This is a genomic window from Desulfosediminicola flagellatus (assembly GCF_005116655.2).
In the GTDB taxonomy this organism is placed as follows: Bacteria; Desulfobacterota; Desulfobulbia; order Desulfobulbales; family Desulfocapsaceae; genus Desulfopila; species Desulfopila flagellata.
Window position 1 is genome coordinate 5,900,747 of sequence record NZ_CP050698.1, and the last position, 23,747, is coordinate 5,924,493.

At 44.4% G+C, this 23,747-nt stretch carries 24 protein-coding genes and 4 tRNA genes; 16 read left to right on the forward strand and 12 right to left on the reverse strand.

Going from position 1 to position 23,747, the window contains the following annotated elements; all coding sequences use genetic code 11:
* Window positions 1–42 precede the first annotated feature (42 nt).
* The 3 genes from prmA to FCL46_RS24465 all read right to left on the reverse strand — a co-directional run bounded on the left by prmA (window position 43) and on the right by FCL46_RS24465 (window position 2,177).
* A complete protein-coding gene (gene prmA / locus FCL46_RS24455; RefSeq protein WP_136809111.1) occupies window positions 43–942 on the reverse strand; it encodes a 50S ribosomal protein L11 methyltransferase in 900 nt (299 codons plus the stop codon).
* Between the two features lie 312 nt (window positions 943–1,254).
* Window positions 1,255–2,031: a hypothetical protein gene (locus FCL46_RS24460; RefSeq protein ID WP_136809112.1), complete on the reverse strand. Its 777-nt coding sequence runs from the start codon at window positions 2,029–2,031 to the stop codon at window positions 1,255–1,257.
* The gene (locus tag FCL46_RS24465; protein WP_153307135.1) at window positions 2,031–2,177 is read right to left on the reverse strand and encodes a hypothetical protein; all 147 of its coding nucleotides are present in this window, start codon (window positions 2,175–2,177) and stop codon (window positions 2,031–2,033) included. Before FCL46_RS24465 ends, FCL46_RS24460 begins: the two co-directional genes overlap by 1 nt.
* A 32-nt stretch (window positions 2,178–2,209) precedes the next feature.
* Here FCL46_RS24465 and FCL46_RS24470 point away from each other — a divergent pair, with 32 nt between their 5' ends.
* From FCL46_RS24470 to FCL46_RS24480, 3 genes are all read left to right on the forward strand, one after another.
* Complete coding sequence (locus FCL46_RS24470) at window positions 2,210–2,752, forward strand: hypothetical protein (RefSeq protein WP_136809113.1); 543 nt, start codon at window positions 2,210–2,212, stop codon at window positions 2,750–2,752.
* Window positions 2,753–2,817: 65 nt separating this feature from the next.
* A complete protein-coding gene (locus FCL46_RS24475; RefSeq protein ID WP_136809114.1) occupies window positions 2,818–4,167 on the forward strand; it encodes a class II 3-deoxy-7-phosphoheptulonate synthase in 1,350 nt (449 codons plus the stop codon).
* 249 nt (window positions 4,168–4,416) lie between these two features.
* A complete protein-coding gene (locus FCL46_RS24480) occupies window positions 4,417–5,871 on the forward strand; it encodes a DegQ family serine endoprotease (RefSeq protein ID WP_136809115.1) in 1,455 nt (484 codons plus the stop codon).
* 36 nt (window positions 5,872–5,907) lie between these two features.
* Here the strand turns inward: FCL46_RS24480 and FCL46_RS28525 are convergent, their stop codons facing one another.
* Window positions 5,908–6,036, reverse strand: coding sequence for a hypothetical protein (locus FCL46_RS28525; RefSeq protein ID WP_267313657.1), 129 nt, complete (start codon window positions 6,034–6,036; stop codon window positions 5,908–5,910).
* Window positions 6,033–6,935 (reverse strand): transcriptional activator NhaR, encoded by a 903-nt coding sequence (nhaR, locus tag FCL46_RS24485; protein ID WP_136809116.1) that lies wholly within the window; start codon window positions 6,933–6,935, stop codon window positions 6,033–6,035. The genes FCL46_RS28525 and nhaR overlap by 4 nt, the downstream gene beginning before the upstream one ends.
* Window positions 6,936–7,277: 342 nt before the next feature.
* On the opposite strand from nhaR, the gene FCL46_RS24490 reads away from it, so the two are divergent.
* The 7 genes from FCL46_RS24490 to FCL46_RS24520 all read left to right on the forward strand — a co-directional run bounded on the left by FCL46_RS24490 (window position 7,278) and on the right by FCL46_RS24520 (window position 13,551).
* Window positions 7,278–8,663: a M23 family metallopeptidase gene (locus FCL46_RS24490; RefSeq protein WP_136809117.1), complete on the forward strand. Its 1,386-nt coding sequence runs from the start codon at window positions 7,278–7,280 to the stop codon at window positions 8,661–8,663.
* A gap of 430 nt (window positions 8,664–9,093) precedes the next feature.
* Window positions 9,094–9,537, forward strand: coding sequence for a hypothetical protein (locus tag FCL46_RS24495; RefSeq protein WP_136809118.1), 444 nt, complete (start codon window positions 9,094–9,096; stop codon window positions 9,535–9,537).
* 305 nt (window positions 9,538–9,842) lie between these two features.
* Window positions 9,843–10,415 (forward strand): tetratricopeptide repeat protein, encoded by a 573-nt coding sequence (locus tag FCL46_RS24500; RefSeq protein ID WP_136809119.1) that lies wholly within the window; start codon window positions 9,843–9,845, stop codon window positions 10,413–10,415.
* 35 nt (window positions 10,416–10,450) lie between these two features.
* Window positions 10,451–11,815 (forward strand): cytochrome c biogenesis protein ResB, encoded by a 1,365-nt coding sequence (gene resB, locus FCL46_RS24505; protein WP_136809120.1) that lies wholly within the window; start codon window positions 10,451–10,453, stop codon window positions 11,813–11,815.
* 1 nt (window position 11,816) lies between these two features.
* Window positions 11,817–12,665: a c-type cytochrome biogenesis protein CcsB gene (ccsB, locus tag FCL46_RS24510; protein ID WP_136809121.1), complete on the forward strand. Its 849-nt coding sequence runs from the start codon at window positions 11,817–11,819 to the stop codon at window positions 12,663–12,665.
* 22 nt (window positions 12,666–12,687) lie between these two features.
* Complete coding sequence (locus FCL46_RS24515; RefSeq protein ID WP_136809122.1) at window positions 12,688–13,122, forward strand: YncE family protein; 435 nt, start codon at window positions 12,688–12,690, stop codon at window positions 13,120–13,122.
* 36 nt (window positions 13,123–13,158) lie between these two features.
* Complete coding sequence (locus FCL46_RS24520) at window positions 13,159–13,551, forward strand: DsbA family protein (protein ID WP_167505985.1); 393 nt, start codon at window positions 13,159–13,161, stop codon at window positions 13,549–13,551.
* 572 nt (window positions 13,552–14,123) lie between these two features.
* Here FCL46_RS24520 and FCL46_RS24525 read toward each other — a convergent pair.
* Together FCL46_RS24525 and radA are read right to left on the reverse strand one after the other, a co-directional pair.
* Window positions 14,124–14,717: a YciC family protein gene (locus tag FCL46_RS24525; RefSeq protein ID WP_136809124.1), complete on the reverse strand. Its 594-nt coding sequence runs from the start codon at window positions 14,715–14,717 to the stop codon at window positions 14,124–14,126.
* Between the two features lie 45 nt (window positions 14,718–14,762).
* Complete coding sequence (gene radA, locus FCL46_RS24530; RefSeq protein ID WP_136809125.1) at window positions 14,763–16,127, reverse strand: DNA repair protein RadA; 1,365 nt, start codon at window positions 16,125–16,127, stop codon at window positions 14,763–14,765.
* A gap of 157 nt (window positions 16,128–16,284) precedes the next feature.
* Here radA and FCL46_RS24535 point away from each other — a divergent pair, with 157 nt between their 5' ends.
* Both FCL46_RS24535 and FCL46_RS24540 read left to right on the forward strand, forming a co-directional pair.
* Window positions 16,285–17,073 carry an EI24 domain-containing protein gene (locus tag FCL46_RS24535; protein ID WP_136809126.1) on the forward strand — a complete coding sequence of 263 codons (789 nt, stop codon included), beginning with the start codon at window positions 16,285–16,287 and terminating at the stop codon, window positions 17,071–17,073.
* A gap of 10 nt (window positions 17,074–17,083) precedes the next feature.
* Window positions 17,084–17,554, forward strand: coding sequence for a CYTH domain-containing protein (locus FCL46_RS24540; protein WP_136809127.1), 471 nt, complete (start codon window positions 17,084–17,086; stop codon window positions 17,552–17,554).
* Between the two features lie 96 nt (window positions 17,555–17,650).
* Here the strand turns inward: FCL46_RS24540 and hemW are convergent, their stop codons facing one another.
* From hemW to rdgC, 5 genes are read right to left on the reverse strand one after another with little or no spacing between them, the layout of a single operon-like run.
* Window positions 17,651–18,784, reverse strand: a complete 1,134-nt coding sequence (gene hemW / locus FCL46_RS24545) for a radical SAM family heme chaperone HemW (protein ID WP_136809128.1) — start codon at window positions 18,782–18,784, stop codon at window positions 17,651–17,653.
* Entirely contained in the window at window positions 18,784–19,521 is a 738-nt protein-coding gene (gene radC / locus FCL46_RS24550; RefSeq protein ID WP_136809129.1) for a RadC family protein, read from the reverse strand. Before radC ends, hemW begins: the two co-directional genes overlap by 1 nt.
* Window positions 19,522–19,533: 12 nt before the next feature.
* On the reverse strand, window positions 19,534–20,961 hold the full coding sequence (gene gatB, locus FCL46_RS24555; RefSeq protein ID WP_136809130.1) for an Asp-tRNA(Asn)/Glu-tRNA(Gln) amidotransferase subunit GatB: 1,428 nt from the start codon (window positions 20,959–20,961) through the stop codon (window positions 19,534–19,536).
* Between the two features lie 36 nt (window positions 20,962–20,997).
* Complete coding sequence (locus FCL46_RS24560; RefSeq protein ID WP_136809131.1) at window positions 20,998–21,546, reverse strand: hypothetical protein; 549 nt, start codon at window positions 21,544–21,546, stop codon at window positions 20,998–21,000.
* Window positions 21,547–21,590: 44 nt separating this feature from the next.
* The gene (gene rdgC, locus FCL46_RS24565; RefSeq protein WP_136809132.1) at window positions 21,591–22,196 is read right to left on the reverse strand and encodes a recombination-associated protein RdgC; all 606 of its coding nucleotides are present in this window, start codon (window positions 22,194–22,196) and stop codon (window positions 21,591–21,593) included.
* A 310-nt stretch (window positions 22,197–22,506) separates the two neighbouring features.
* Here rdgC and FCL46_RS24570 point away from each other — a divergent pair.
* From FCL46_RS24570 to FCL46_RS24585, 4 genes are all read left to right on the forward strand, one after another.
* A tRNA-Lys gene (locus tag FCL46_RS24570) sits at window positions 22,507–22,582 on the forward strand.
* Window positions 22,583–22,593: 11 nt separating this feature from the next.
* Window positions 22,594–22,671, forward strand: a tRNA-Glu gene (locus tag FCL46_RS24575).
* Window positions 22,672–23,283: 612 nt separating this feature from the next.
* Window positions 23,284–23,359: transfer RNA gene (locus tag FCL46_RS24580), tRNA-Lys, on the forward strand.
* Between the two features lie 11 nt (window positions 23,360–23,370).
* Window positions 23,371–23,448 (forward strand) — tRNA-Glu (locus FCL46_RS24585).
* Window positions 23,449–23,747: the final 299 nt, after the last annotated feature.

Consider the following 23,747-nt stretch of genomic DNA (forward strand, 5'->3'; position numbering starts at 1 on the left):
TCGACGACGAGTTGGGGAGAAAGGGGATTCTCAAAATTTCTCCTAGTTTTTCACCATCAAGAGCGCAGCCCATTCACCTTGCTCCATTTTCTCTTTGAAGGTGAAACCCGCCTCACTGAAGTGATGTATTATATTGTCAGCCTGCACTTCTTTCAATATTCCCGAAAGAATGATCGACCCACCAGAAACCGTTAATCTGGCAAGATCTTCTCTCATCATAAGCAGCACATCATGAATAATATTGGCAACAACCAGATCATATTGGCCTGAGAGTTCCTCTAAAGCGGTAATTTCTATAGCTATCGATTCTGACAAATTATTATGGGCCACATTGTCAAACGCGGCAGCAACAGCATCAGGATCATTATCAATACCTAGAACGTCCGTAGATCCAAACAATGCTGCAGCCATGGCAAGAATTCCGGTTCCGGTTCCTACATCGAGAACTTTGGCGCGATCTTTTCCCTTCAACGTCTGTCGGATAAAGCTCATACAGAGGCTTGTGGTAGCGTGGTGGCCTGTTCCAAATGCCATTCCCGGATCCATCTCTATAACAGCCTCACCTTCTTTGGGGGAATAGTCCTCCCAGGTAGGCTTAATTACCAGGCCGTCTGTGATGGCAAACGGTTTAAAATGCTTTTTCCAGTTACTGCCCCAATCCTGATCGTCCAGAATCTCGCTGACAACAGTAGGCTCTCCAACCTGAAAAATCTCCGCCAGCATCTTTGCTTGCGTTTCTACCTGATTAACAATTTCTGCAATATTTTCTTCTGTAGGATCATCCGCTTCAAGATAGACATGCAGTACATGCTCAACCAGATTATCCTCCACACCAACTTCAACACCCGCCTCAAGAACACCTACGAGAAAATCTGTCAAGGAATCTGTCAACTGCAGGTCACACGTTATAGTTAGTTGTAATATTTTTTTCTTGCCAGACATATGCTATTGAAACTCCTTGTTTATATGATCAAGATACTCTGCAGCGTCTTCAGTGTAATGCAACGAATATTCTCTGAACCTCTGACTGTAACATGTCGACAGTGTTCCGGATGTGCACAAGCAGACCGTGCTATGAAATACTGATAGAAAGTTACACATGTTTTACGTGAAACATTTCTTAACAATCATCGAATCAATTTGGTATCACAATTTCATCGATTCCGATACTATCTTATAATCAGCTCGTTAGTATTTGAAATAACAGTTTGTAACTTTCTTTTGAACTTTAACAGCTCTACGGTGAGAAAAAGTCTACTCTGTTATTCGACAAGAAGAAGGTAGACGTATGCCCTGCTGACCAGCACCACTTCTGCTAACTGAGCGAAGCGATTCCGTACGTTCTTTGTTTAAAATCTGTATAGGAATCCCTTGGATACTGCGTATGACACCTAGTGGATCAACTTGTCTCAACAACGGGTTATCCCTGAAAATCTGTTCATACGCAGCAGATAGAGAAAAGAGATCATCAATCCGGTCTATAGACGATGTAACCTGATAGTCGGTTTTTCCCGGAACAAATGAACGACCGTAGATCTCAATTTTCGGAGTAACCGCTGTGCGCATCATTTGAGCTTTCCAGCCCCAATTTATCCTTGCCAGTTTACACGGGTAGCCTCTGAACTCACGCGGTCCGCCTTCAATCTCTGTAATTTTCATTGAACCGAGCTTATCTACCATTTCATATACAACAATCTGACCGCTTTCAGCCTCTTTCGCCGTGGAGTTATCAGGGGCACGAAGCGTATACTGTTCACAACGTTCATTTCCGGGGGTGTATGTATGCAGCTGTAAACGTTTATAATCTATAAAAACAGATTCACTCTCATGTTCTATTTTTGTTATGCCGACCGCGAAGGTGTAGCGAACACGTGTAATAGTGGCAGACAAATCTTCTACCGCTTTATGCATTTCCACATCATACTCAAGTATAACAGGCACATCAAAGCCCTCCCCTCGACTATCTTCCCTCGACACTACAAGCAGTACAATCAGAATGCAAAAAAAAGCCACAACGCCTGATCCTCTCATTATTCCCCCTGATAAGCTATAATATATCTCTCACCTTGATATAATTCCCTGCCATGCAAGGCGATAACCACACCATCAGCAACCCGTCCTCCTGCAGCTGTCAGCTTGCAAATGTCGCTACCGGAATTAGTGTTTGTTGTAATCATCTACTCAATTAACAACAAATTCAAGAGGTCTTATGGTTGCTCATTTATTCCATCATCTCGTTTACGGTACCTTAAATGATTACCTGACCGGTGAGGAACTTACCGATACAGACGATGAGCGGCTACGACAGGATCTCAGTCGCATGATGGTACTGGAAAAAGGGTTTAGCAAAAATGAACTGATCCCGCGCAGGTTTATCGAGACACTTTTTGCACAATCCTTCGTTCGCTCAACCATAGAAATTACTGTAAGGCTCGGAGGTAAGGATCTTCTTGTGCTCCGCTACGGACCTGGATCTCTTGTTAGCCGTGAACGTGCTGCAATAGCAGCGGCCAGGGTGCTCAACCCGGATTACGAGATCCCCCTTGCTGTTGTAACTAATGGAAGAGATGCAGAACTCCTTGATACTTCAACTGGCAAGATTCTGGGATATGGGTTACATTCTATTCCTGACAGAGCAACAGCGGAACAAATGTTGAACCATCTTGTATTCCGCCCTCCCCGAAAAGAACAGCCGCGGGAAAGGGAATTGCGAATTCTCAACGCTTTTGACATAGAGCGGTGTTGCGTATAACATTAGCCGTGATCTCAGCCCACCTCCGCAAACTCCTGAATCAACATTTATCGTAAGGAACAAGGATGACAACTACTATAGACAACTGGACAAAGTCCAGCTGGAAGAATTTCGAGGCGCTCCAGCAACCTAACTGGCCTGACCAAACGGAAGTGGATAACGTATTAAAAGATCTGTCTCGACTTCCTCCTTTGGTTTTCGCGGGTGAAATTCGCGTTCTTAAACAGCAGCTCGCTAAAGCAGTAACTGGCGAAGCTTTCCTCCTTCAGGGCGGTGACTGTTCAGAAAACTTTTCTAACGTAACTGCACCGACAATCAGGGAAACCCTCAAGGTCTTGTTGCAGATGGCTGTTGTTCTCACTTATGCAGGTGGAAAACCTGTCATTAAGATGGGACGTATCGCCGGACAGTTTGCCAAACCGCGCTCAGCTGATATGGAAACAAAGGACGGTGTCGAGCTGCCATCCTATCGCGGAGACATGGTCAACAGACCTGAATTCACGCCGGAAGCACGTATTCCGGATCCGAAAAACATGATGATGGGCTATAACATGGCCGCCTGTACCTTAAACCTCCTGCGCGCCTTCACCCGCGGTGGTTATGGTTCATTGCAGCGTGTTCAGTCATGGAACCAGGAGTTTGTCGCACAGTCTCCGATGGGACGCTCATACGACCGCATGGCAAAGCAGATCGATCAGGCCATGAAATTCATGGAGACCATCGGTATTAAAACCGATAACCCGCAAATAAATCAGACCCAACTCTTCACATCACATGAAGCTCTGCTTCTTGGATACGAAGAGGCACTCACACGAATAGACTCAACCACCGGCGACCCATACAACTGTTCAGCCCATTTGTTGTGGATTGGTGAGCGTACGCGTCAGCTCGATGGTGCCCACGTTGAATTTTTGCGTGGTGTGTTGAATCCAATCGGAGTCAAAATTGGACCAACTTACGACCTCGACAACGTCAAACGACTTGTGGAGAAACTGAACCCTGAAAACGAGGCTGGCCGTATTACCCTCATCACCCGACTCGGCTTGAATAACGTTGACAAGGCGTTACCACCGCTGCTCAGAGAGATGAAGCGCGAAGGGTTCAATATCGTCTGGAGTTGTGATCCGATGCATGCCAACACCTATACGGCAGAAAGTGGACACAAAACCCGAAACTTCAACGACATTTTATCTGAAATCACCTGTTTCTTTGAGACGCACTGGTCTGAAGGTACTGTGCCTGGTGGTCTCCATTTCGAAATGACAGGCGAAAACGTTACTGAATGTACCGGTGGTGCACGCAATATCATCGACGAACAGCTTGCACAGCGATATCTCACATCATGTGATCCTCGTCTGAATGCCGAACAAAGTCTTGAGGTTGCTTTTCAAATTGCTGATATGATTCGCTCCTGATAAACAGCCGCAGTACATGCATTATTTTAAGGCCGTACACGTTCTTGTGTACGGCCTTCCTTTTTGCATCCCCTTTGTTTTACTTACTATTACATTTCAGTAATCTTTCTTGACCCTTTTTCCTTTCCGCTTACATTCTTACCTGAATGATTAATAATGCATTAGGCAGCCTTGTTAGGATGCCTTCTCTGCAATCACCGCTGATCCGGCACACAATACTGCCACAGCAAAAAAAACTGGAGGTTTGCAATGTCTAGAACGCAGACGCTATCAATCAATACCTATATGCTCGGTATATTTCTACTGGCATTAACACTCGTTGCCGGCTCTTCATCAATTTCAAGAGCCGCCGCACTACATGACAAAGGGTTTACTGACGTGGTGAAAATGGCCAAGCCCGCTGTTGTGCACATCCGCGTTGAGAAAAATGTCAGCCAGGGTGGTAGTCACTACGATCAGCAACAAGATGAGTTGTTTAATAACCCTTTCTTTGAGCGCTTCTTTGGTCCGCAATTTCGCCAGAACCCCAATACACCGAATCGTGAACGCAAGCAACAGGGACAGGGCTCCGGATTTATAATCAGTAAAGACGGATACATTCTGACCAACAATCACGTTGTTGAAGGTGCCGATAAGATATCTGTAATGCTTTCAGATGAGCGTAAATATACTGCTGAGCTTATCGGATCAGACCCTCAATCAGACGTTGCCCTTATAAAAATCCAGGATGGTGGAAAGTTGCCAATACTGAAACTGGGTGACTCTGATGCTCTTGAGGATGGCGAATGGGTAATTGCCATTGGTAATCCTTTCGGCCTGAGCCAAACTGTAACTGTCGGTGTTGTAAGCGCCACAGGACGCTCCAGTGTAGGGATCAACGAATATGAAAACTTCATCCAGACTGATGCAGCAATTAATCCGGGTAACTCCGGTGGCCCGCTCTTAAATATCAATGGTGAAGTTATCGGTATCAACTCCGCACTGTTTTCACGAACAGGTGGCTACATGGGTATTGGTTTTGCCATCCCTATCAATATGGTCAAAACAATACAGAACCAGCTGCAAAACGAAGGAAAGGTTACCCGTGGATGGCTTGGTGTAGTCATACAGAATGTCGATGAAAATCTTGCACGATCCTTTGGTCTCGATAAAGCCGAAGGAATACTGGTAAGCGAAGTTCAAACAGGGTCTCCTGCTGAAGATTCTGGTGTACGTCAGGGTGATGTCATCCTCAAATTAAACGGCACTACTTTAGTCGATGTTGCAGACCTCAGAAACAGAGTTGCTTTACTTCCACCCGACAGTGTTGCAAAGCTCGATATCATCCGTAGCGGAAAGCAGAAAACCATTGATGTCACCATTGGCGAACGCCCTGGAGATCCACGTCAGCTTGGTAAAAAAGATAATGGTAAATCAAGCCTCGAACAGTTTGGTCTGGCTTTCCAAGACCTTACGCCTGAACTCGCCGAACGGCTCGGCTATCAAGAAAAAGAAGGCGTTATCGTCTCACAGGTTGACCCAGGAAGTCCTGCCTCTTCTGCAGGAATGCGTCCCGGACAACTGGTTGAAGAGGTTAATAAGCAACTGGTTAAAAATGTAAAGGAACTCAAGCAGGCAATAGCTAAATCCGATGATAAGAATCGCATTCTTCTCAGGGTTCGCTCAGGAAATTTCAGCCAGTACGTTGTACTGATTGCTGAATAAGAAGCACAACTCTCCTCCAAGAAAAACGCTGGTCGCTCACACCTCCTCCCCCCTTTTTAGTGAGTGATCGGCGTTTTTTCCGTACATCCCCGCCCCTTTAAAGAGTGCAGCTGTAACGCGCCAGCCTTTACTAATCAGATCATCACTTCGAACTTCAACGTTCATGATCTGAAAAACAGCTTTTCTTTAGCGGCTTCTGAGATAGCAGCAACGGCAGGATGTCGAATAATACGCTCCACAGAGATCGCATAAAATTTTTCGGTAATCTGATCCGTTCGGCCAATAATTTTAACCTGATACTGATTTGCAACTTCATTCTCTATTACCGAAGGGGCTGCGAACACACCTTCACCCGCCTGGCCAAAAACTTTTAACAGCGCATTGTCGTCAAACTCTCCCACAATTTTAGGCTGTACTCCAATTTTCTCCAGCCACTGGTCAAGCATTCCCCGCAGGGTACTCATTCTCATTGGAACAAGCATAGGTACATCATCAAGTGATGCCGGAAATCTATCCCGCATTTCAACAGCATATTTCTCGACCCCGAAAAAGGTCATACCGCACTCTCCGAGCAGGTGGTTATACACTTTTACACTCAGATTCGATCTGAACGGTGTGTCGGTCAAGACCACATCCAGATTATGCATTGCCAACTCAGCCAATAGCTGCTCGTCCTTTCCTTCATGGCAGATCAACCGAACCTGCTCAGGTAAGCGCCTTGCAGGCTCCAGAAGCTTCATGGCCACGAGTTTTGGTACAACGTCAACAATTCCCACTTTTAAGGATAACGGTCCAACAGTCTGCAATCCCTTGACGGAATCAAGCATCTCACTGCCAAGGGAGAAAATTTTTTCTGCATATTGAAATACCAGCTGTCCCATCTCGGTCGGTTCGATATTCCGCCCCACACGCTGGAAAAGTTTTACTTCCAGAGCTTCCTCAAATGTAGAAAGTTGAGCACTGATAGTTGATGGAGCCAGCCGGAGACGCTTTCCTGCCGCTGTAACTCCCCCTTCCCGTATGACAATCCAGAAATAATACAGATGATGATAATTAAGCCACATGACACCTCCCAACCATTCGATTACTTCTAACTATTACACCACATTTATCTAATTGCCCTAATATTAATCAGCTATTACTCTCTTTCCCTGCTGAAGAAAACACCAATTTTAAAAATCATTTACGATTTAAGAGTTTCGACGTCAAACAAATCTTTACGCATAATTGCAGTACTTTTTCCAAGCTTGGGCCAAAAGAGCTATCAAGCATAAAAGACTCCGTATTGACAGACAATCTGAAAGAGTTTATTTCCCCCAGTCCGTTTCGAACATTTATCCGAGCAGAACCCACACCACAAATATGCAGATAATATCCAGGTAACCACGAATAAGGAATTTTTCATTATGCCAGGTAACAGATTTTCAAGATCAAAAAAACGAAACAGCAAACCACTTGTATTTGCTCTTTCCATGACCCTGATAGGTTCTCTATGTGTAGGAGGGGTCATTTTTTTTGAGAATGAAAAACCAACAATCGCCTTTGAAAACCCTGTCAATATTATTGGACAAGAAAGCAGTATAGACATCATCGTTTCAGATCAAAAAAGTGGAATACAATCGATCAGGGTCCTTATGAAACAGGATAATCTTGAAAAAGAGTATTTCACTGTTTCAAATACCAGAAGAGGTTATGGATTCAACGCAGGCCCTTCTTTAGAGAAAGAGAACATTTCACTAAACATTAAAGACGCTGGCTTTAAAGAGGGAAACGCTCAATTGATTGTGGAGGCAACAGATTTCTCTCTGGCCGCTTTCTTTAAAGGAAATACAACCCGTTTTGTTGCCGAGGTAGCAATCGACATCACTCCGCCCAAAATTTCAATTCTTCATTCTGCACAATATATCAGCTCCGGCGGGTCGGGTCTCGTTGCTTACCAGGTTTCCGATGACGCTATCGAACATGGCGTTCAGCTCAATGATGTCTTCTATCGGGGCTACCCTGTCCAAAACGGCTCAGAGAACATGTATAACGCCTTTATCGCATTGAGCTATGATAGCGAAAACATAGAAACAGCGGTGGTTATGGCAACCGATGAGGCTGGAAACATCACCAGGAACAACTTCGTCCCAATTTTGAAAAATAGAAAAATACAGCAGGATCGAATCAACGTAGGAGATACCTTTCTCAAAAAGAAGCTCCCGGAGATCGAACTGCGTTATCCTGAGTTGAAAGGCGATCCACTTGAAAAATATCTTTATGTAAATGAAACAATACGTCGGCAAAACAACGCAATAATCAGGCAATACTCCTCAACCTCTTTGGAAGAAAAACTTTGGGAAGGACGCTTTTTACGTATGCCTGGCAGTTTACGTGCAGGATTTGCTGACCATCGAACCTATTACTTTCAAAATACAGCCATAGACAAACAGGTACACCTCGGCGTTGACATTGCTTCCATCAAAAAAGCTGAAATACGAGCTGCCAACAGAGGGGAAGTAGTATTTGCCGAGTATCTGGGTATCTATGGAAATCTGGTTCTACTCGATCATGGGCAGGGCGTATTCAGCCTATATTCACATCTTACTCAGATTGATGTAGAAGTCGGAGAGAGGGTTGATAAAGATAAACGACTCGGCCTATCCGGAACTACTGGTATGTCAGGTGGTGACCATCTTCATTTTTCCATGCTGGTCAATGGAGTGTTTGTCACACCAGTTGAGTGGTGGGACTCCAGGTGGCTTCAAGTTACTTTTGAGCAGCCCTTGTCGAACATTAAAATAAAATCCTGAGGTTTTCACAGTAAGATCTTCTCATGGCCCCCAAAAGCATATACTCTTTCTGATGCAATTTTTTCAGCGAAAAGATTGTTCGGCAAAACCGAACGATTGATACGTATTTATCTGTTTGTCCTAATGAGTGAGGTGGTATACTGTGTTTGTTAATGTGACATAGCGCCTACAATCCCCCTCCGTCCATTGCCGGCCATGGAGATCACAGCATACCCTGGTTGGCAAGTTTATATATACCATCCTCCTGACTCTCCTGATCCTGAACGCTGTAAAAAACGGTGTTACAGGATCAGGAGATCTCTTTGGTTAAGAGATAATCATTGCCGGGGAGGAAGAATGAAAACCCACTTTTAAATGTAATTGTCTGGAACTCTGCATTGAATTCAGTGTATGTTGCGATCCTACAGCAAAATATTTGAACGCATGGAAAATGTTACCGCAAAAAAAACATCACGATAGCAGATATTACCTGGTTGTTCTTTTACTGCTGGTCCTTATTGGCTCGGTTGGTGGGAACTGGTGTCTACAGAGAGATGAAGGAATTGATAGCACGGAAGTAGCTCTCATTGACTGTCATTCAATTCCTGTCCGTTGCATAGTCTCCAATAATATGTCCAACCCTAAAAGGCTTGCAACTGATCCCTCTGATTGTCATCAATGTTTTGATCTGCCCTTAGAGACGCTGCTCGAAACCGGCATACATGCTCGTATTAACGATGTTGCCTCCCTGCCCTCTCCCATTATCTATTTATCTGAACTATTCGTTTCTCCCAAGAGTTATAACAACCTGTTACTGGCTGCTCCGATAGATTGGTTGCCGGACTCCCGTCCCGCCGTTCACCCATCCGTTCCTTCCACAGTGCTTATCATTTGATACCGTTAACGGAGCTATCCGGCTCTGTGAATGCCATCACAAACCAATACGCTGAAACCGGAATCATTTACGTTCGTGTGCCCGGAAGATAAGTGCGCTTATTTCGATAATATTCCAGATAGCGCTGCACCTTTCGTGTAATGATATTTCCACTGATGGCTTGTGGGCTCGAGATATCTCCGGTTTACCTTTGTTCTGTAAACTCTTTGCCCCTCAGGGTACTGAAGTGAGACATGTCATGCAATACAACAGGTCTCCTGCGTTTACAGTAACAACACCGTTCAACAAAATGATAACAGTCAGGAATGATACAGAAAATACTTAACTTTTCAAAACCGATTCTTATAACGGTTTCGATATTTACAGGATTTCTCGGCGGTGTGATATTCACTGTCTACAATGCACCATCACTTATCTCCCAGCTCGAAGGTTCAAGCACCTCGAATACAAACCAGGCTGATATAACCAGGCATCTGAATCATCTGTTGGAAAGTGTCACTCAGGACGACGCAAACAATGCAGAAACCTGGAGTCAAATAGCCAACGCTTATTACGATATTCAGGATTATCCCAAAGCTATTGAGGCCTACCTCAAACTGGTAACCCTTGCAGATGATACATCCATCATTTATCAGGACTTAGGCGTTGCATACAGAAGAAACAATCAGTTCCCACAAGCAATTGAGGCGTTTGAAAAAGCTGTAGAGCAAAATCCTGAGAACCTGCAGGCCCTCTTTAATATCGGCGTTGTGCAATACCATGATCTTAATGACGAACCATCTGCTGTTGCAACCTGGAAAAAAGTGGCTGAAATGAAGCCAGATTTCCAACTCTCAACAGGCCAGACCATACAGCAACTGCTGGAAAAGTTGAAATAGCCACCTGCAACCACAACTCAAATGGTATTCAGACAATGCTGAATAAAAATAATGCTGTAATAAAAACATTTTCATCAGTCGATTTTGCTCTGATTCTTATCAGCACAATCGCTGTAACTTCAATTGCCGGAACACTTATCCCCCAAGGAGAGTCAATACAGTTCTATGCACAACGATACGGGGTGAAACCTGCTCTTATCCTGCAGTTATTCAATATCACGGACATGTATAGTTCATACTGGTTCCAGGGATTACTTCTGCTCTTTTGCCTCAATCTTATAATCTGTACCTGGATAAGATTGCCGGGAGTGATTGCGATCATTCGAAAAAATAGCCTGAAGCTGCATCATGAATCACTCACCACAAATACAGATAGCATCACCCTGCTCTCATCTACAGGCTACACAGGTGCGAAAACCACGATCATTGAAAAAGCGCTTTCCTCTTTTTCGGTCAGATCGAGAGAAGCCCAAAAAAATACCCACCTGTTTCTCTATGAAAAAGGTGGGTGGAGCCGTACAGGTGCGTACATCGTGCATGCAAGTCTTCTCCTCATTATTGCCGGTGCACTGGTTGGGAAACTTTTCGGTTATGACACCTTTGTGATGGTAAAGGAAGGCAGCTCGGAAGCATCGGTATATCGACAGGTTGACGGTTACCCTGAAGTTCCTCTCGGATTTTCCGTATTCTGCCGTGATTTTACAACAGAATACTATGATAACGGCACCCCGCGAGAGTACAGATCGGAGCTGACTGTTCTGGAGTCAGGCAAAAAGGTTATAGACAAGTCTATCACTGTCAATGATCCATTGAAATACAAGGGGATTACCTTTTTTCAGTCAAGCTACAAGGCTATTGAAAATGAATATAGACTGCTGGTCCGGAAAAAGAGCAAACACGACCCAGGTTCAGACGTAAAAAGAACCTTCTACCTCAACCCATTCAATGAAAGAGAATCTGAAGAGCTGGGGATCTCTTTGAAAATACTGGCAACCAGCGACGACGGCCACGGTCATGGCCCATATACAATCCAGTTTGATGACGCTACACAATCGCCTGTAACCCGGCGTATCAACGATAATGAGGTGATCATCATAGAACGTAATGCACACATCTACACCATCAGCCTGGCTCAGCGGTTCGCCACCGGCCTTAAAGTTGTAAAAGATCCCGGTGTCTGGATCGTCTATATCGGCTGCAGCCTGTTGATGCTTGGGCTCTATATCTCGTTTTTTATGTCGCATATCAGAATATGGATTTTGTATCAAGGGGATGCGGACACTGCTCAAATCAGGATTGTCGGTAAAACAAATAAAAACACAGCAAAACTCGAACAGCTCCGCGAAAAGATCATCAATACGCTTCTCGCTGAAGAACAACTTGCATTAAAGAGGTCGTAATATGGATTCTTCTTTTATTCTTGGCTCATCAACCTTTATCTATCTGCTGGCAACATTCTTTTACGTTGCCTATGCGATATTTCGTCACAAACTGGCTGGGGATGCGGGCTTTATCGCCCTCATTGCAGGTCTTCTTGCCAACGGTGCAGGAATTGGTGTTCGCTGGCTGGAAACACATCAGCAGGGCATTGGTTATGTACCTCTCTCCAACATGTATGAATCACTAGTCTTTTTTGCCTTATGTATCGCCGTGCTCTATATCTTTATCGAATTTGCTTACAAAATGAAGATCATAGGCACATATATAGTCCCCTTCACGTTCCTGACTATGGCCTACGCCTCATATTCAACGGAATTTGGTAAAGAGATAAAACCCCTGTTGCCCGCACTTCAGTCCAACTGGCTGGCAGCCCACGTTATCACCTGCTTTATCGGCTACGCTGCATTCGCAATTGCCTGCGGCATGGCCATTTTCTACCTCTATAAAAATGCTCGTAGTAACAGGGAAAATACTCAACAGGCAGCAACCAGTTCAAAGCAGCTGCTCAAGACTATAGATGCTATCAACTACAAGATGGTTGCTTTCGGTTTTATCTGGCTCACTGCCGGTATTGTCACCGGTGCCATCTGGGCGAACTCCGCTTGGGGTACATACTGGAGTTGGGATCCCAAAGAAACCTGGTCACTGATCACCTGGTTTGTCTACGCTCTGGCACTTCACGCAAGATATACACGAGGATGGGATGGCTTCAGGATGTCTATTGTATCACTCGTTGGTTTTGTCTCAGTCATTTTCACCTACTATGGTGTGAATTTCCTACTTTCCGGGCTTCACAGTTATGGTGGATAAATTTATTTTACGGAGAACAATCATGGACATGAAAAAAATGATTGTCGCACTGCTAATTACCGGCCTGTTCCATCAGGCGGCAAATGCGGCAGACAATCAGAAAGGTACCGACCTTAAAGTAAGTTGGGAACAGGTGCGGGAATTTACACTCAAGAGTAAACCTCTTGATATCGCCCACTCCCTTGATGGGAAATATGCGTTTGTATTAACAGAACACAACAGCATTCAGGTGTATGATGCCAACGGAACTCTACAAGGCACAGTACCGGTTGCCGAAGGTGTGAACGCCATAGCGCTCGACCCACTGGGTCAATACCTGCATTTGAGCAACTCCAGCACCAACAGGTTCACCACACTTGCTATAGATTTCGTCCTACAAATCAACACATCAAGTGCACCATCGAAAGGTAAGGATGATGCACCGATTACTATAGCTGTTTTCTCTGATTTCCAATGACCTTACTGTGGCACGATTGAGCCACTACTTGAGCAGGTGCTCAAGCAAAATAAAGAAACTGTAAAAATTGTATTCAAAAACCTTCCTTTAAAAATCCATGATCAGGCACAGCCGGCAGCTTTGGCTGCTCTGGCTGCCTGGAAACAGGGCAAATTCTGGGAATATCATGATATGCTCTTTGCTCAAAAGAAGATCACACCTGACTCTTTTGAGATCATTGCTAAAAAACTGGATCTGAATATGGAGAAATTCAGGCTGGATGTAAATTCTGATGACCTGAAAAAACACCTGAACGGTGATATGGTTGAGGCTCAACAACTTAATATAACCGGAACGCCGTCAATATTCATTAACGGTCGCAAGCTCAAGCAACGATCGGTTTCAGGCTTTCAACAACAGATTGATGAGGAATTGAAAAAGCTCGAATAGCTTTTTGAGGCGAAAGAACTCATTCGAGAACAACGGTCATCGCAACCACAATGGTTTGCGATGGCCATTCGTATAGGTGATTTAACACGTCCTCGCTTGCTATTGAACGCCTTCCATAGAAAGCAAAAAGTCTTTCAATAGTTTAGCAAGGCAAGCTGCCAGGGAAGGAATCATGCTTGCGACAGCAACCGAAATTCAGAAGAGTATACAGGTCAAAACAGACCTCACCCTTTAAGGAGCACATCTTCAAAGTGCAGCCTTCCTGAAAAGGTTTACTGTAATAAATAAAGAGTTACAGAGGCCTTTAGTTAAAAACTGCAATAATGCCTATAGCTGCAAGAACCGCCAAAAAAACTATTGCTACGCGGACACAAACAGTTGAATCTTCTTCGTGGTGTTCATGATGATTATCGGACATACGTGTACCTCATAGAGTTAATCTGCAAGCAGATGTATGTATAACACACACAAAGGCAGAAGTAATTATCTGGAACTTCTGCCGAAATTCACCAGTCGCTAATATACGCCGCAGCAGAATCTTTTGCAATACCCGCATTCATAATAGCGTGAAATCAATCTGGTGATGATGATGATGGTGGTGGCCCGTAAAACGGCTCCCGCAACCTGTACTGGTAGGCACAGAGAACAAAGATTGTGGCAAAAGGCTGGGTTATCAGAAATCCAAGAGGAACAGAACCACCCAGCGCTGTAAGAAACAGATACACTACAACTACGATAATGTGATCTGAAACCGGCTCAAGCACTGCCATATCCCACGATTCCTGCATCGCTTCAAGTATCCCCATTCTCTTGTCTATCATTAACGGAACCAGATAGAGCGCTGCAAATGCAAATACCGCGATTATTACAAACCCTGGGACAACCAAAAACATAAAGCCGATCGAAACAGCGATAAGTGCCAGCACAGAAAAAATGGTAAGTGGCAGAAAAAGAGACATTTCTGAAAAAAGATCTTTTATCTGCGGCGACTTTCCATCACGAAGTAACGTCAACAATGACCGCGTATATCCGGCGGTGGTTACTGGTGCCAGAAGACCGAAACTTACCCCCATAACAATGGCATACACCAGAGTTACCAGAATAAGCGGTCCGATAGATGAAAGTGTTGTATTCCAGGTCGTTTCCAAAAGCCTTTTTAAATCCATTGTATCCTCCTGAGCGGTTGCTGATACTTTCGAAGTGGTTCAACCTTATCCAAAAACAACCTCCAGCACTTCTGACAATGTTGCCACACCTATAAGTTCGATTCCCACATCTCTCGTAAAGCGGTCCTTGTTACTTTTGGGCAGAATACAGCGTGTAAACCCTAGTCGTTCAGCCTCTCTCACCCGTATATCGAAGTTGCCGACTGCCCGTACCTCACCAGCCAGCCCAACCTCTCCGCAGACCACTGTAGATGAGGGAATGGACCGTTCCCGCAAACTGGAAGCCAACGCGCAGATTACGGCCAGGTCAAGAGCCGGTTCATCTATTCGCATTCCACCTGCAATATTTAAAAAGATGTCATGACCGTAAAGATCCATACCTCCCTTTTTCTCAAGAACAGCGCAGAGAAGTGAGAGACGTTGTTGATCAGCTCCGATTGCTGTCCTTCTGGCTGTACCGAGATTAGTAGGACTCACGAGAGCCTGTACCTCAACCAGAATTGGTCGGGACCCTTCTACACTTGGCATTACAACAGAACCCGGCTCATCAAGAGGTCGCTCTGCAAGAAAGATCTCAGAAGGATTGCTTACCTGAACAAGACCTTCCTCCTTCATTTCGAATACGCCGATTTCATTGGTGGAACCAAAACGATTCTTTACAGTGCGCAATATCCTGAAGGCATGGCTGCGATCACCCTCAAAATAAAGGACCGTATCAACCATATGCTCCAGCACCTTTGGGCCGGCAATTGCGCCATCTTTTGTGACATGGCCAACCATAACTATTGGAATATTCTCTTTCTTGGCCATCTCGACCAATCTGTACGATGATTCACGCACCTGAGTTACCGAGCCAGGTGCAGAGGCTACTTCACTACAGGTGAGCGTCTGGATTGAGTCAACAGCAAGCAGATCCGGTCGCATTTCTGTGGTCATGCCGATGATCTTCTCCACCGAATTTTCGGTGGCCAGAAACTCCCGCGGATGAATCGCCTCAAGTCGTTTTGCTCTCAGCTTTATCTGTCTGGCTGACTCCTCACCCGAAACGTAAAGAACATCCTTTTCCTGCTCAGCAAAGGCTGCAAGCATATGTAGCAGCAATGTCGATTTACCTATGCCCGGCTCTCCACCAATCAGGGTAACAGAGCCCGGAACAATACCGCCGCCAAGGACCCTATCGAGTTCATCAATCCCTGTTCCTGCACGCTCTTCATCACCATCAGGAGCGAGATAAAGGGGAACCGGCTTGTCAGAAGCTGTAAGGGTTACACCTGCTTTGACTGGAACTTCCTCCACCATCGAATCCCACTCACCGCAATCCATACAGCGACCAAGCCATTTCCTGCTTTCATAGCCGCACTGCTGGCATTTAAAAATTGTTTGTGTTTTTTTCTTATTCAATGCATTCATGCTCTAACCTTATCCCAGCCCCGAAAAAATGTCACGACGGCCCTTTACAGGGTATTAAAAAGTTCTATCTTCTGTTACGTCTTTTCTATCAGCCCGTTATGACATAACTATTACATATTATCAGTAACCTGCCACACGTTTAGGAGTCGTATATATAATGAACACTGCACCCAGGCCGCCCTCATCTAAACCACAATGGTATTCTTTCGGCTACTCTCTTGCCTTTATGTTTAAAAAGAAACGGCTTTTTTTCTGGTCCGCACTGCTATTTCTGGCAACGATCGCCCTTACCACTGCCGGCTACCAGCTGAGTACAGACTATGTTGACAGCATTGTCGGTTCCTTTCTTGTTGATCCTCCTGCCACTGATACCATTCTGGGCTGGATTAAACATAAAGGATGGGTCGTGGGTACGTGGTTTTTTCTTATTATCACCAGGATTGTGTCCTTTTATCTGGCATTTCTTATTGCGTACTGCCTTACCTCTCCAGGCTATGTTTTTTTAAGTACAGCAGCAGAAAAACTCCATGCCGGAGAGAAGTTTGACTCCGACGACAATCTCAGTATCAAATATATACTGCTCGATATCTTTGAAGGGTTCAAAATTGCCCTTTTCGGTATCCTGATCACTATCGTTGCGCTTATTGTCAACTTTGTGCCCGGATTGGGACAAGGTGCTGTATTTATACTTTACACGTTCTATTCTGCACTCATGTTTGTCGATTATCCATCATCAAGGAGACACTGGTCTCTCGGTCGTAAAATTGGCTGGATCAGGCAGAATAGCGGAGCAGCATTCAGGCTCGGAATTTTACCTGCAGTAGTCAGCATGATTCCATTACTCAATGTGTTTCTCATGTCTCTGCTCTTTCCGGTCATGACCATTCACTCTACGCTTAATTTCACTTCGATTCAGCAACACAATAAAAGCATTCAACCACGCTAGGAGATACATCATGGGTGTTGAGATAGAACGAAAATTTTTAATGAACGGAGAAGGTTGGCGCGGTCTCGCTGAAGGTGTTCATTACAAACAGGGGTATCTCAATAACACCGGTGGGCGTACAGTTCGTGTCAGGACGATCGGCGATAAAGCCTACCTCACAATCAAGGGGGCAACTGTAAATGCAAGCCGACTTGAATACGAATATGAGATTCCTTTTGAAGATGGTTGTGAAATGCTGGAGAAGCTTTGTGTTTCATCTATTGTCGAAAAGATGAGACACAAAATTCCTTTTGAAGGGTTTATCTGGGAGGTCGATGAATTTCTTGGTGAAAACAGTGGCCTTATCTTTGCTGAAATTGAACTGGAACATGCTGATCAGCAGTTTACAACCCCTCCCTGGATCGGAAAAGAAGTAACAGACAACCCACGCTACTATAACAGCAATATTTCACGAACCCCCTATTCTCTGTGGGAAAAATAATAGTCGACCTTAATAGTTCTACTATTAGGGCCTATTATTTTCACAATGATAAATGGGCTGCTTTTGTGAAATAATCAGAAAAGGATGTAAGGAAAGTTAAACAAGCTCAGCGAGGATAATGTTGGAGTAAATCCTTCCTGCAGGAGTCAGCCGGAGATGCTCTCCTGCTAGCTCAACAAGCCCTTTTCTGATAAGATCTGTCAGGATCTCGCCATAATACTCGACAATATCGATGCGGTAGCGAGCCGATAGACGGGGCGTAGAGACTCCTTCGGTCATTCTCAGGCTCATTATCACGGTTTCCCTAAACGACTCTTCAAGGCCTAGTTCTTCGCTTTCTACGATGTGATTACTGTCACCATCTACCTTCAGGCAATATTCGGCAGGATCTGCATAACGTCTCTCTCGCTTTCCATCAATATAACTTACAGCACCTGCTCCCACCGCGAGGTAGGACTCATTTCGCCAGTAGTTGATATTGTGCAGACACTCATACCCAGGTTGCGCGTAGTTTGAGATTTCGTACATCGCAAGTCCCGCTTTCTCACATTCGGTAATATTTAATTCATCGATAGCCACGATCACTTCATCGTCTGGCAGGTGCAAAATGCCCTGATCCACACGCTCCGCCATCGGAGTTCCTTCTTCAATGGTAAGCTGATACATGGATAGATGATTTGGGTTCAGGCTAAGTGCAGTATCCAGGCTTTCTTTCCAGCTCTCAATGTCCTGACCGCAAAGGCCATACATCAGATCCAGGCTGATATTTTCAAAACCGGCAGCTGATGCCATTTCTATCCCGTCGATAGCCTGTTGTGGGGTATGAGAACGGCCGAGAATTCTAAGCTCATCTGAAATGAACGACTGCACACCTACGGAAATCCTGTTAAATCCCGCCACCCGCAAGGCCTCAAGTTTTTTCAGGTTGATAGTTCCCGGATTTGCCTCAAACGATATCTCCATATCCTCTTCACAAGGAAATAGCGATTTGCACAATCCTAGAATTTCAGCCAGATATTGAGGCTCAAGCACGGTCGGAGTTCCACCACCAAAGAAAATCGTTTTTAACTGAACCCGGTCTCTGGTTGACTGCGCAGTACGCTCTATTTCTTTTTTGAGTGAAACAACATAGGGCAAATGGAGATTATTCCGTCCCTGCCATGAAGAAAACGAACAATACTGACATTTGGTGTGACAGAACGGAATATGCAGGTACAGCGAAGATATCATCAGCGACTGTTGAGTGATTCCCGCATGGAAAGGCACTCTCTTGAGATGGTTTCAATCATACCGTTATCGGCAAAGCTGTATATCCCGTCACCGATTATAAAATGATCGAGGAATTGAATCTGTAGAAATGAACAGATCAAATATAGTGATCGGGTAAGCCCGATATCCTGCGGCGATGGTTTTATTGCCCCGGATGGGTGATTATGCGCAATGATAATTGCAGCTGCATGCTTATCAAGTGCACGCTTAACCAACTCTCTCGGATAGATGGTGTTTACGTTAATTGTCCCCTCTGCAACTATCTCAGAAGAGATAATAGCGTGGGAAGAATCGAGATAAATTACCGTGAGCACCTCACGTTTGAGGCCTCGCATAGAATGTTCGAGGTATTTACGAACTTCTGATGATGAATGAAGATAGCGCTTACCATCGAGCCGCTGTTGCAAATACCTGCCCGCTACCGCCTGGACAAAAGAAATTGCAAAACTGTTTTTGGCACCGACACCGCTCACTTCCTGAAGGTTGGTAAGCGGTGTTTCGAGTACAGAAGCCAGTGAGCCGAATTTTTTCAGCAGGTTTCGTGCAGGTTCTTTACAGTCAGAACGTGGAGTTCCAAAAGATAACAATAACTCCAACACTTCGGTATCAGTAAACCCGTCCAGCCCGCGCTCAAGATATCTATCGCGAAGCCTGGCCCTGTGCCCTGCACCTTTTTTCTGCCAATCGACTTTGTCCATGAGTGATACGAATTATCCGTTAAGCGCTTTATCGAACAACTCGTTTGCCAGCTTCGGATTCGCCTTTCCTTTGGTCTTCTGCATCAGTTGGCCGACAAAATAGCCCATAAGCTTGGTCTTGCCGTTTCTGAAATCTTCAGCCTGAGCGGGATTGGCAGCAACAATCTCTTCGACTATTGCCATCAGCTCACCTTCATCAGAATTCTGAACAAGATTTTTCTCTTTCACAATCTGCTCAGCACCTTTTCCGCTTTCCATCATATCCAGAAAAACGGTCTTGGCAATTTTGCCGCTGATAGTGCCTTTATCGATCATTGCCATAAGTTCGCCAAGCTGAGCTGGTTGTACATTACAACTCTCAATTGATTCCCCTTTCAATTCGCGTAAAAGCTCAGTCATCATCCAGTTGGAAAGTTTCTTTGGATTTGCTGCACCAGCCTGTAATGCCTGCTCGAAATAATCGGCCAGTTCACGCTCAGAGGTAAGAATCGCCGCATCATACTCTGGCAGTTCGTATTCTTTGGTAAATCTGATTTTACGCTCATCAGGAAGCTCAGGAAGAGTTTTTCGCAGTTCTTCAATCCACTCTTCTGATATCTCAATAGGTACAAGATCAGGACAGGGGAAATATCTATAGTCGTGCGCATCTTCTTTGCCACGCATTGACTCCGTCCTGTTTTTATCAGGGTTCCACAATAAGGTTGCCTGAATGACTTTCTCGCCGTCAAGAAGCAGATCGCGCTGTCTGCGTACCTCATACTCAAGTGCGCTCTGCACATTTCTAAACGAGTTCATGTTCTTCAGTTCAGTGCGTGTTCCAAGCTCTTCCTGCCCTACCGGCCTGAGTGAAATATTCGCATCGCAACGAAAGCTTCCTTCCTGCATATTACCATCACAGATATCAAGATAACGCAGAATGGCATGAATTTTCTTCAAGTAGGCGTACGCCTCTTCCGGTGATCTCATATCCGGTTCCGAGACAATCTCAAGAAGTGGTGTCCCGGTTCTATTGAGATCAACATAGGAATTAGGTTCACGATCGTCATGAATGAGTTTTCCTGCATCCTCTTCCATGTGCATACGTGTAATGCCGATAGTCTTGATTTTATCATTCACTACAATATCGACAGAACCATGCTCAACGATCGGCAAATCGAACTGAGAGGTCTGGTAACCTTTTGGGAGATCAGGGTAAAAATAGTTCTTTCTGGCAAACTGATTAAACCGGTTAATTGTTGAACCGGTTGCCAGTCCCATTTTTATTGAAAACTCCACCACCCGTTTATTCAATACAGGCAAAACTCCTGGCATACCAAGACATACTGGACATGTATGAGTATTCGGCGGAGCACCAAACTGTGTAGAGCATCCGCAAAATATTTTTGACTGTGTTTTCAGCTGTGCGTGTATTTCCAGACCTATAACTGTTTCAAATTCCATTCTGATTTTCTCTGCGTCGTATATTTTTACGTATTATCAGGCAACCTGCTCCGTAGAATGTATCCACTCCCTCATTTTACTCAACTCTTCCTGCCAACCATCGCTCGTCCGAATAGTGATAAAAACACGTAACAGCTCATTGACCAATCGTACAAGCTCTTCAAAGAGAAAGATCCGCTCAAGAATCATACCTTCAGTTTCTTCAGCATTGTCAGACCTTCCTTCCTCTGTTCCAGCAGTTTTAGGAAGCTTTACGTTTCTAAACTCCATAAGTGCAGCAGCAAGGGTAAGGTTAAACTCGTAATCGCCATTAATAATCTGCAGTCGAGCCTGCTCAAGTTTTTTGCCCATCTTCATTCCGGTTCGCGCTTCCCGCAACTCAGATTGCAGCCCACTGCAAATACACTTTTGGTTTGACTCACCTTCACCGTACTCCAGAAGCATATGCTTTTCAAAAACAACTACTATATCGCCAGTTCCCTGGATAGCCACAAGGCCACCACGCTCTTCACTTTTAAACCAGAGCCAGGTAAGGAACTCCTGTCCTACAAATCGTTTTTCCGCTATCAGATCTACTAAATCCATATTCTGCACCAATTCAGGCTATTCACCTGTTTGTGTTAAGGGTCTTAAACAAATACTTCCGGATTTATCCGTGCCAACGTTTCAACCTTTTCCTCATCGAGCATCTGCTCAGCTACGATATAAGGAATTTGCTGACGAAGCAGTAATCCGAATGAGTCATTAAAAAAGTCTTCAAGAAGCCCATGAGCTTTTTTATTGGTGGTAAAAAAGAAAACTGTTGAATCAGAAAAACTCCAGCACAGGTCGTATACAGTTGGGATAGGGATAGCCTTTCTCATAAGCTCTGTATGTATCCGTTCTTTGATTTCGACCTTGAGGGCTCGACCAAGCTTAGGCACCTGTTTCTCCTGCTTTACACGTTCCTCTTCCTTCATCACAAACTTTTTAAGAATAGCAGGTGAGACTTTTCTTTCATCGACACGTAAAGAAAGCGTTATATAATCGCCAGCTGCATACGAAGCATATTCAAATTCGGAATCGAACATATTTAACACAGATACCCAGCCAATCGAGTATTCGTCATATGTATCATCAATGTCTCTAAAGCTGAAAGCCATTACCCTCTCTGCGATATGCTCCAAAGCATTTTCAGGCAACTCACCTTCGACACCAAAACGTACAAAACTGGCAGAGCCACTTAAGAACCCCATTATACACCTTCACACGATCCATTATTGCCAGTTCTACAACCGGATCGTTAGGTCGTCAGAACTTGAGGCGAAAAAGCTATGATAAGTACTAAGATATTTTTTTCCCGCTCCAATCTATAGCATCACACATATCTATCTACAACTTTTCTCTTGCCTTAGAATATTTTCTTCTTTCTTTGTTGGATTCTAAGATATCGTGAATCCATTGATTTTACCTTGACCTGAAGTTTTGGCGATGATAAAAAACAAGAACAGTGTATTTTTTCTGTTGACAGTTGCCGCCGTGTTTTGTAAATAACGGGGCCTCAGAGGGTCGTTAACTCAGTCGGTAGAGTATCTGCCTTTTAAGCAGAGAGTCGTTGGTTCGAGTCCAACACGACCCACCATTAAGCGTTCCGTCCCCATCGTCTAGTCAGGTCCAGGACACCGGCCTTTCACGCCGGCAACAGGGGTTCGAATCCCCTTGGGGACGCCATATATAAAAGGGATTCTGATTTTTAATCAGAATCCCTTTTTTGGTTTATATACACTGACCTTCTTCTGCACCTCAAAAACGATCTATCTCCTTCAATAGTTTTCCCACATCGCTTTTATTTTCTTATCCATACGCTGTTCTTAATTGCCACCTTGCTGCATTTTTTTAGTTTTTACCTCTCTTCACAACGCTTAATACCGTATTCTCTTAAAACTCATGTCCCTTTTATCTCGTGCCAAGAGACTGTCCGAGAAAGAAATTCTTTGTCAAAAATGAAAAAATGAGCACATTCATACTTTCGATGTCGGAATCTTCGCTTACCTAATATCATTTTTTTTAAACTCCAAAGAGTTTGGCCGAAAAGCAAGAAAAACGAGAATCAATAGAAGTCATCTGTATTTTTATCGGTTTTTTTTATACCTTATATTAGTTGGTTAGATATACATTCTGTATGTATACATATGTTTAGTAGAATCAATTGATCGATCTGAACAATCATGACATTTCAACCTCGCTCCCTCCCAAAAGGTAATCTGTAGCACTTTTTTTTACTTTTTTATCAGACTAAGGTTGACAGTTCCTTTTTCGTTTTGTAAATAACGTTGCTTCAGAGGGTCGTTAACTCAGTCGGTAGAGTATCTGCCTTTTAAGCAGAGAGTCGTTGGTTCGAGTCCAACACGACCCACCATTAAGCGTTCCGTCCCCATCGTCTAGTCAGGTCCAGGACACCGGCCTTTCACGCCGGCAACAGGGGTTCGAATCCCCTTGGGGACGCCATTATAAAAAAAGGGATTCTGGTGCAAACCAGAATCCCTTTTTTATTTCTATCGACACACTCCCCTCATTTCTTTCTTTTACGAGAGCACTAAATAATAGCGTATCTTTTTCTACGTGAAATGTGTTTTTCCCGCACGCTTCGAACATAAAGCGCTATCAGGTATGTTGCGTTTTAACACTATGCATACGCCTCCTGGACACACTTTTGAGCAATCACATAGGAAAGTCTATGTTGAGCGAATTATCGTCGCCAGTATTAAACGAGGCGCTTTCCTGACCCGCAATCTCACATACGATGA

Coding starts and splice junctions, on each gene's coding strand:
- FCL46_RS24560 (WP_136809131.1), bottom strand. CDS start 21,546: ATGGATTTAGTAGATCTGATAGCGGAAAAACGATTTGTAGGACAGGAG.
- FCL46_RS24535 (WP_136809126.1), top strand. CDS start 16,285: ATGAACACTGCACCCAGGCCGCCCTCATCTAAACCACAATGGTATTCT.
- resB (WP_136809120.1), top strand. CDS start 10,451: ATGCTGAATAAAAATAATGCTGTAATAAAAACATTTTCATCAGTCGAT.
- FCL46_RS24525 (WP_136809124.1), bottom strand. CDS start 14,717: ATGGATTTAAAAAGGCTTTTGGAAACGACCTGGAATACAACACTTTCA.
- rdgC (WP_136809132.1), bottom strand. CDS start 22,196: ATGGGGTTCTTAAGTGGCTCTGCCAGTTTTGTACGTTTTGGTGTCGAA.
- FCL46_RS24500 (WP_136809119.1), top strand. CDS start 9,843: ATGATACAGAAAATACTTAACTTTTCAAAACCGATTCTTATAACGGTT.
- nhaR (WP_136809116.1), bottom strand. CDS start 6,935: ATGTGGCTTAATTATCATCATCTGTATTATTTCTGGATTGTCATACGG.
- FCL46_RS24515 (WP_136809122.1), top strand. CDS start 12,688: ATGGACATGAAAAAAATGATTGTCGCACTGCTAATTACCGGCCTGTTC.
- FCL46_RS28525 (WP_267313657.1), bottom strand. CDS start 6,036: ATGAACGTTGAAGTTCGAAGTGATGATCTGATTAGTAAAGGCTGGCGC.
- FCL46_RS24470 (WP_136809113.1), top strand. CDS start 2,210: ATGGTTGCTCATTTATTCCATCATCTCGTTTACGGTACCTTAAATGAT.
- radC (WP_136809129.1), bottom strand. CDS start 19,521: ATGGACAAAGTCGATTGGCAGAAAAAAGGTGCAGGGCACAGGGCCAGG.
- FCL46_RS24460 (WP_136809112.1), bottom strand. CDS start 2,031: ATGAGAGGATCAGGCGTTGTGGCTTTTTTTTGCATTCTGATTGTACTG.
- FCL46_RS24480 (WP_136809115.1), top strand. CDS start 4,417: ATGTCTAGAACGCAGACGCTATCAATCAATACCTATATGCTCGGTATA.
- prmA (WP_136809111.1), bottom strand. CDS start 942: ATGTCTGGCAAGAAAAAAATATTACAACTAACTATAACGTGTGACCTG.
- FCL46_RS24540 (WP_136809127.1), top strand. CDS start 17,084: ATGGGTGTTGAGATAGAACGAAAATTTTTAATGAACGGAGAAGGTTGG.
- FCL46_RS24465 (WP_153307135.1), bottom strand. CDS start 2,177: ATGATTACAACAAACACTAATTCCGGTAGCGACATTTGCAAGCTGACA.
- FCL46_RS24495 (WP_136809118.1), top strand. CDS start 9,094: ATGTTACCGCAAAAAAAACATCACGATAGCAGATATTACCTGGTTGTT.
- hemW (WP_136809128.1), bottom strand. CDS start 18,784: ATGATATCTTCGCTGTACCTGCATATTCCGTTCTGTCACACCAAATGT.
- FCL46_RS24490 (WP_136809117.1), top strand. CDS start 7,278: ATGCCAGGTAACAGATTTTCAAGATCAAAAAAACGAAACAGCAAACCA.
- radA (WP_136809125.1), bottom strand. CDS start 16,127: ATGAATGCATTGAATAAGAAAAAAACACAAACAATTTTTAAATGCCAG.
- FCL46_RS24475 (WP_136809114.1), top strand. CDS start 2,818: ATGACAACTACTATAGACAACTGGACAAAGTCCAGCTGGAAGAATTTC.
- ccsB (WP_136809121.1), top strand. CDS start 11,817: ATGGATTCTTCTTTTATTCTTGGCTCATCAACCTTTATCTATCTGCTG.
- gatB (WP_136809130.1), bottom strand. CDS start 20,961: ATGGAATTTGAAACAGTTATAGGTCTGGAAATACACGCACAGCTGAAA.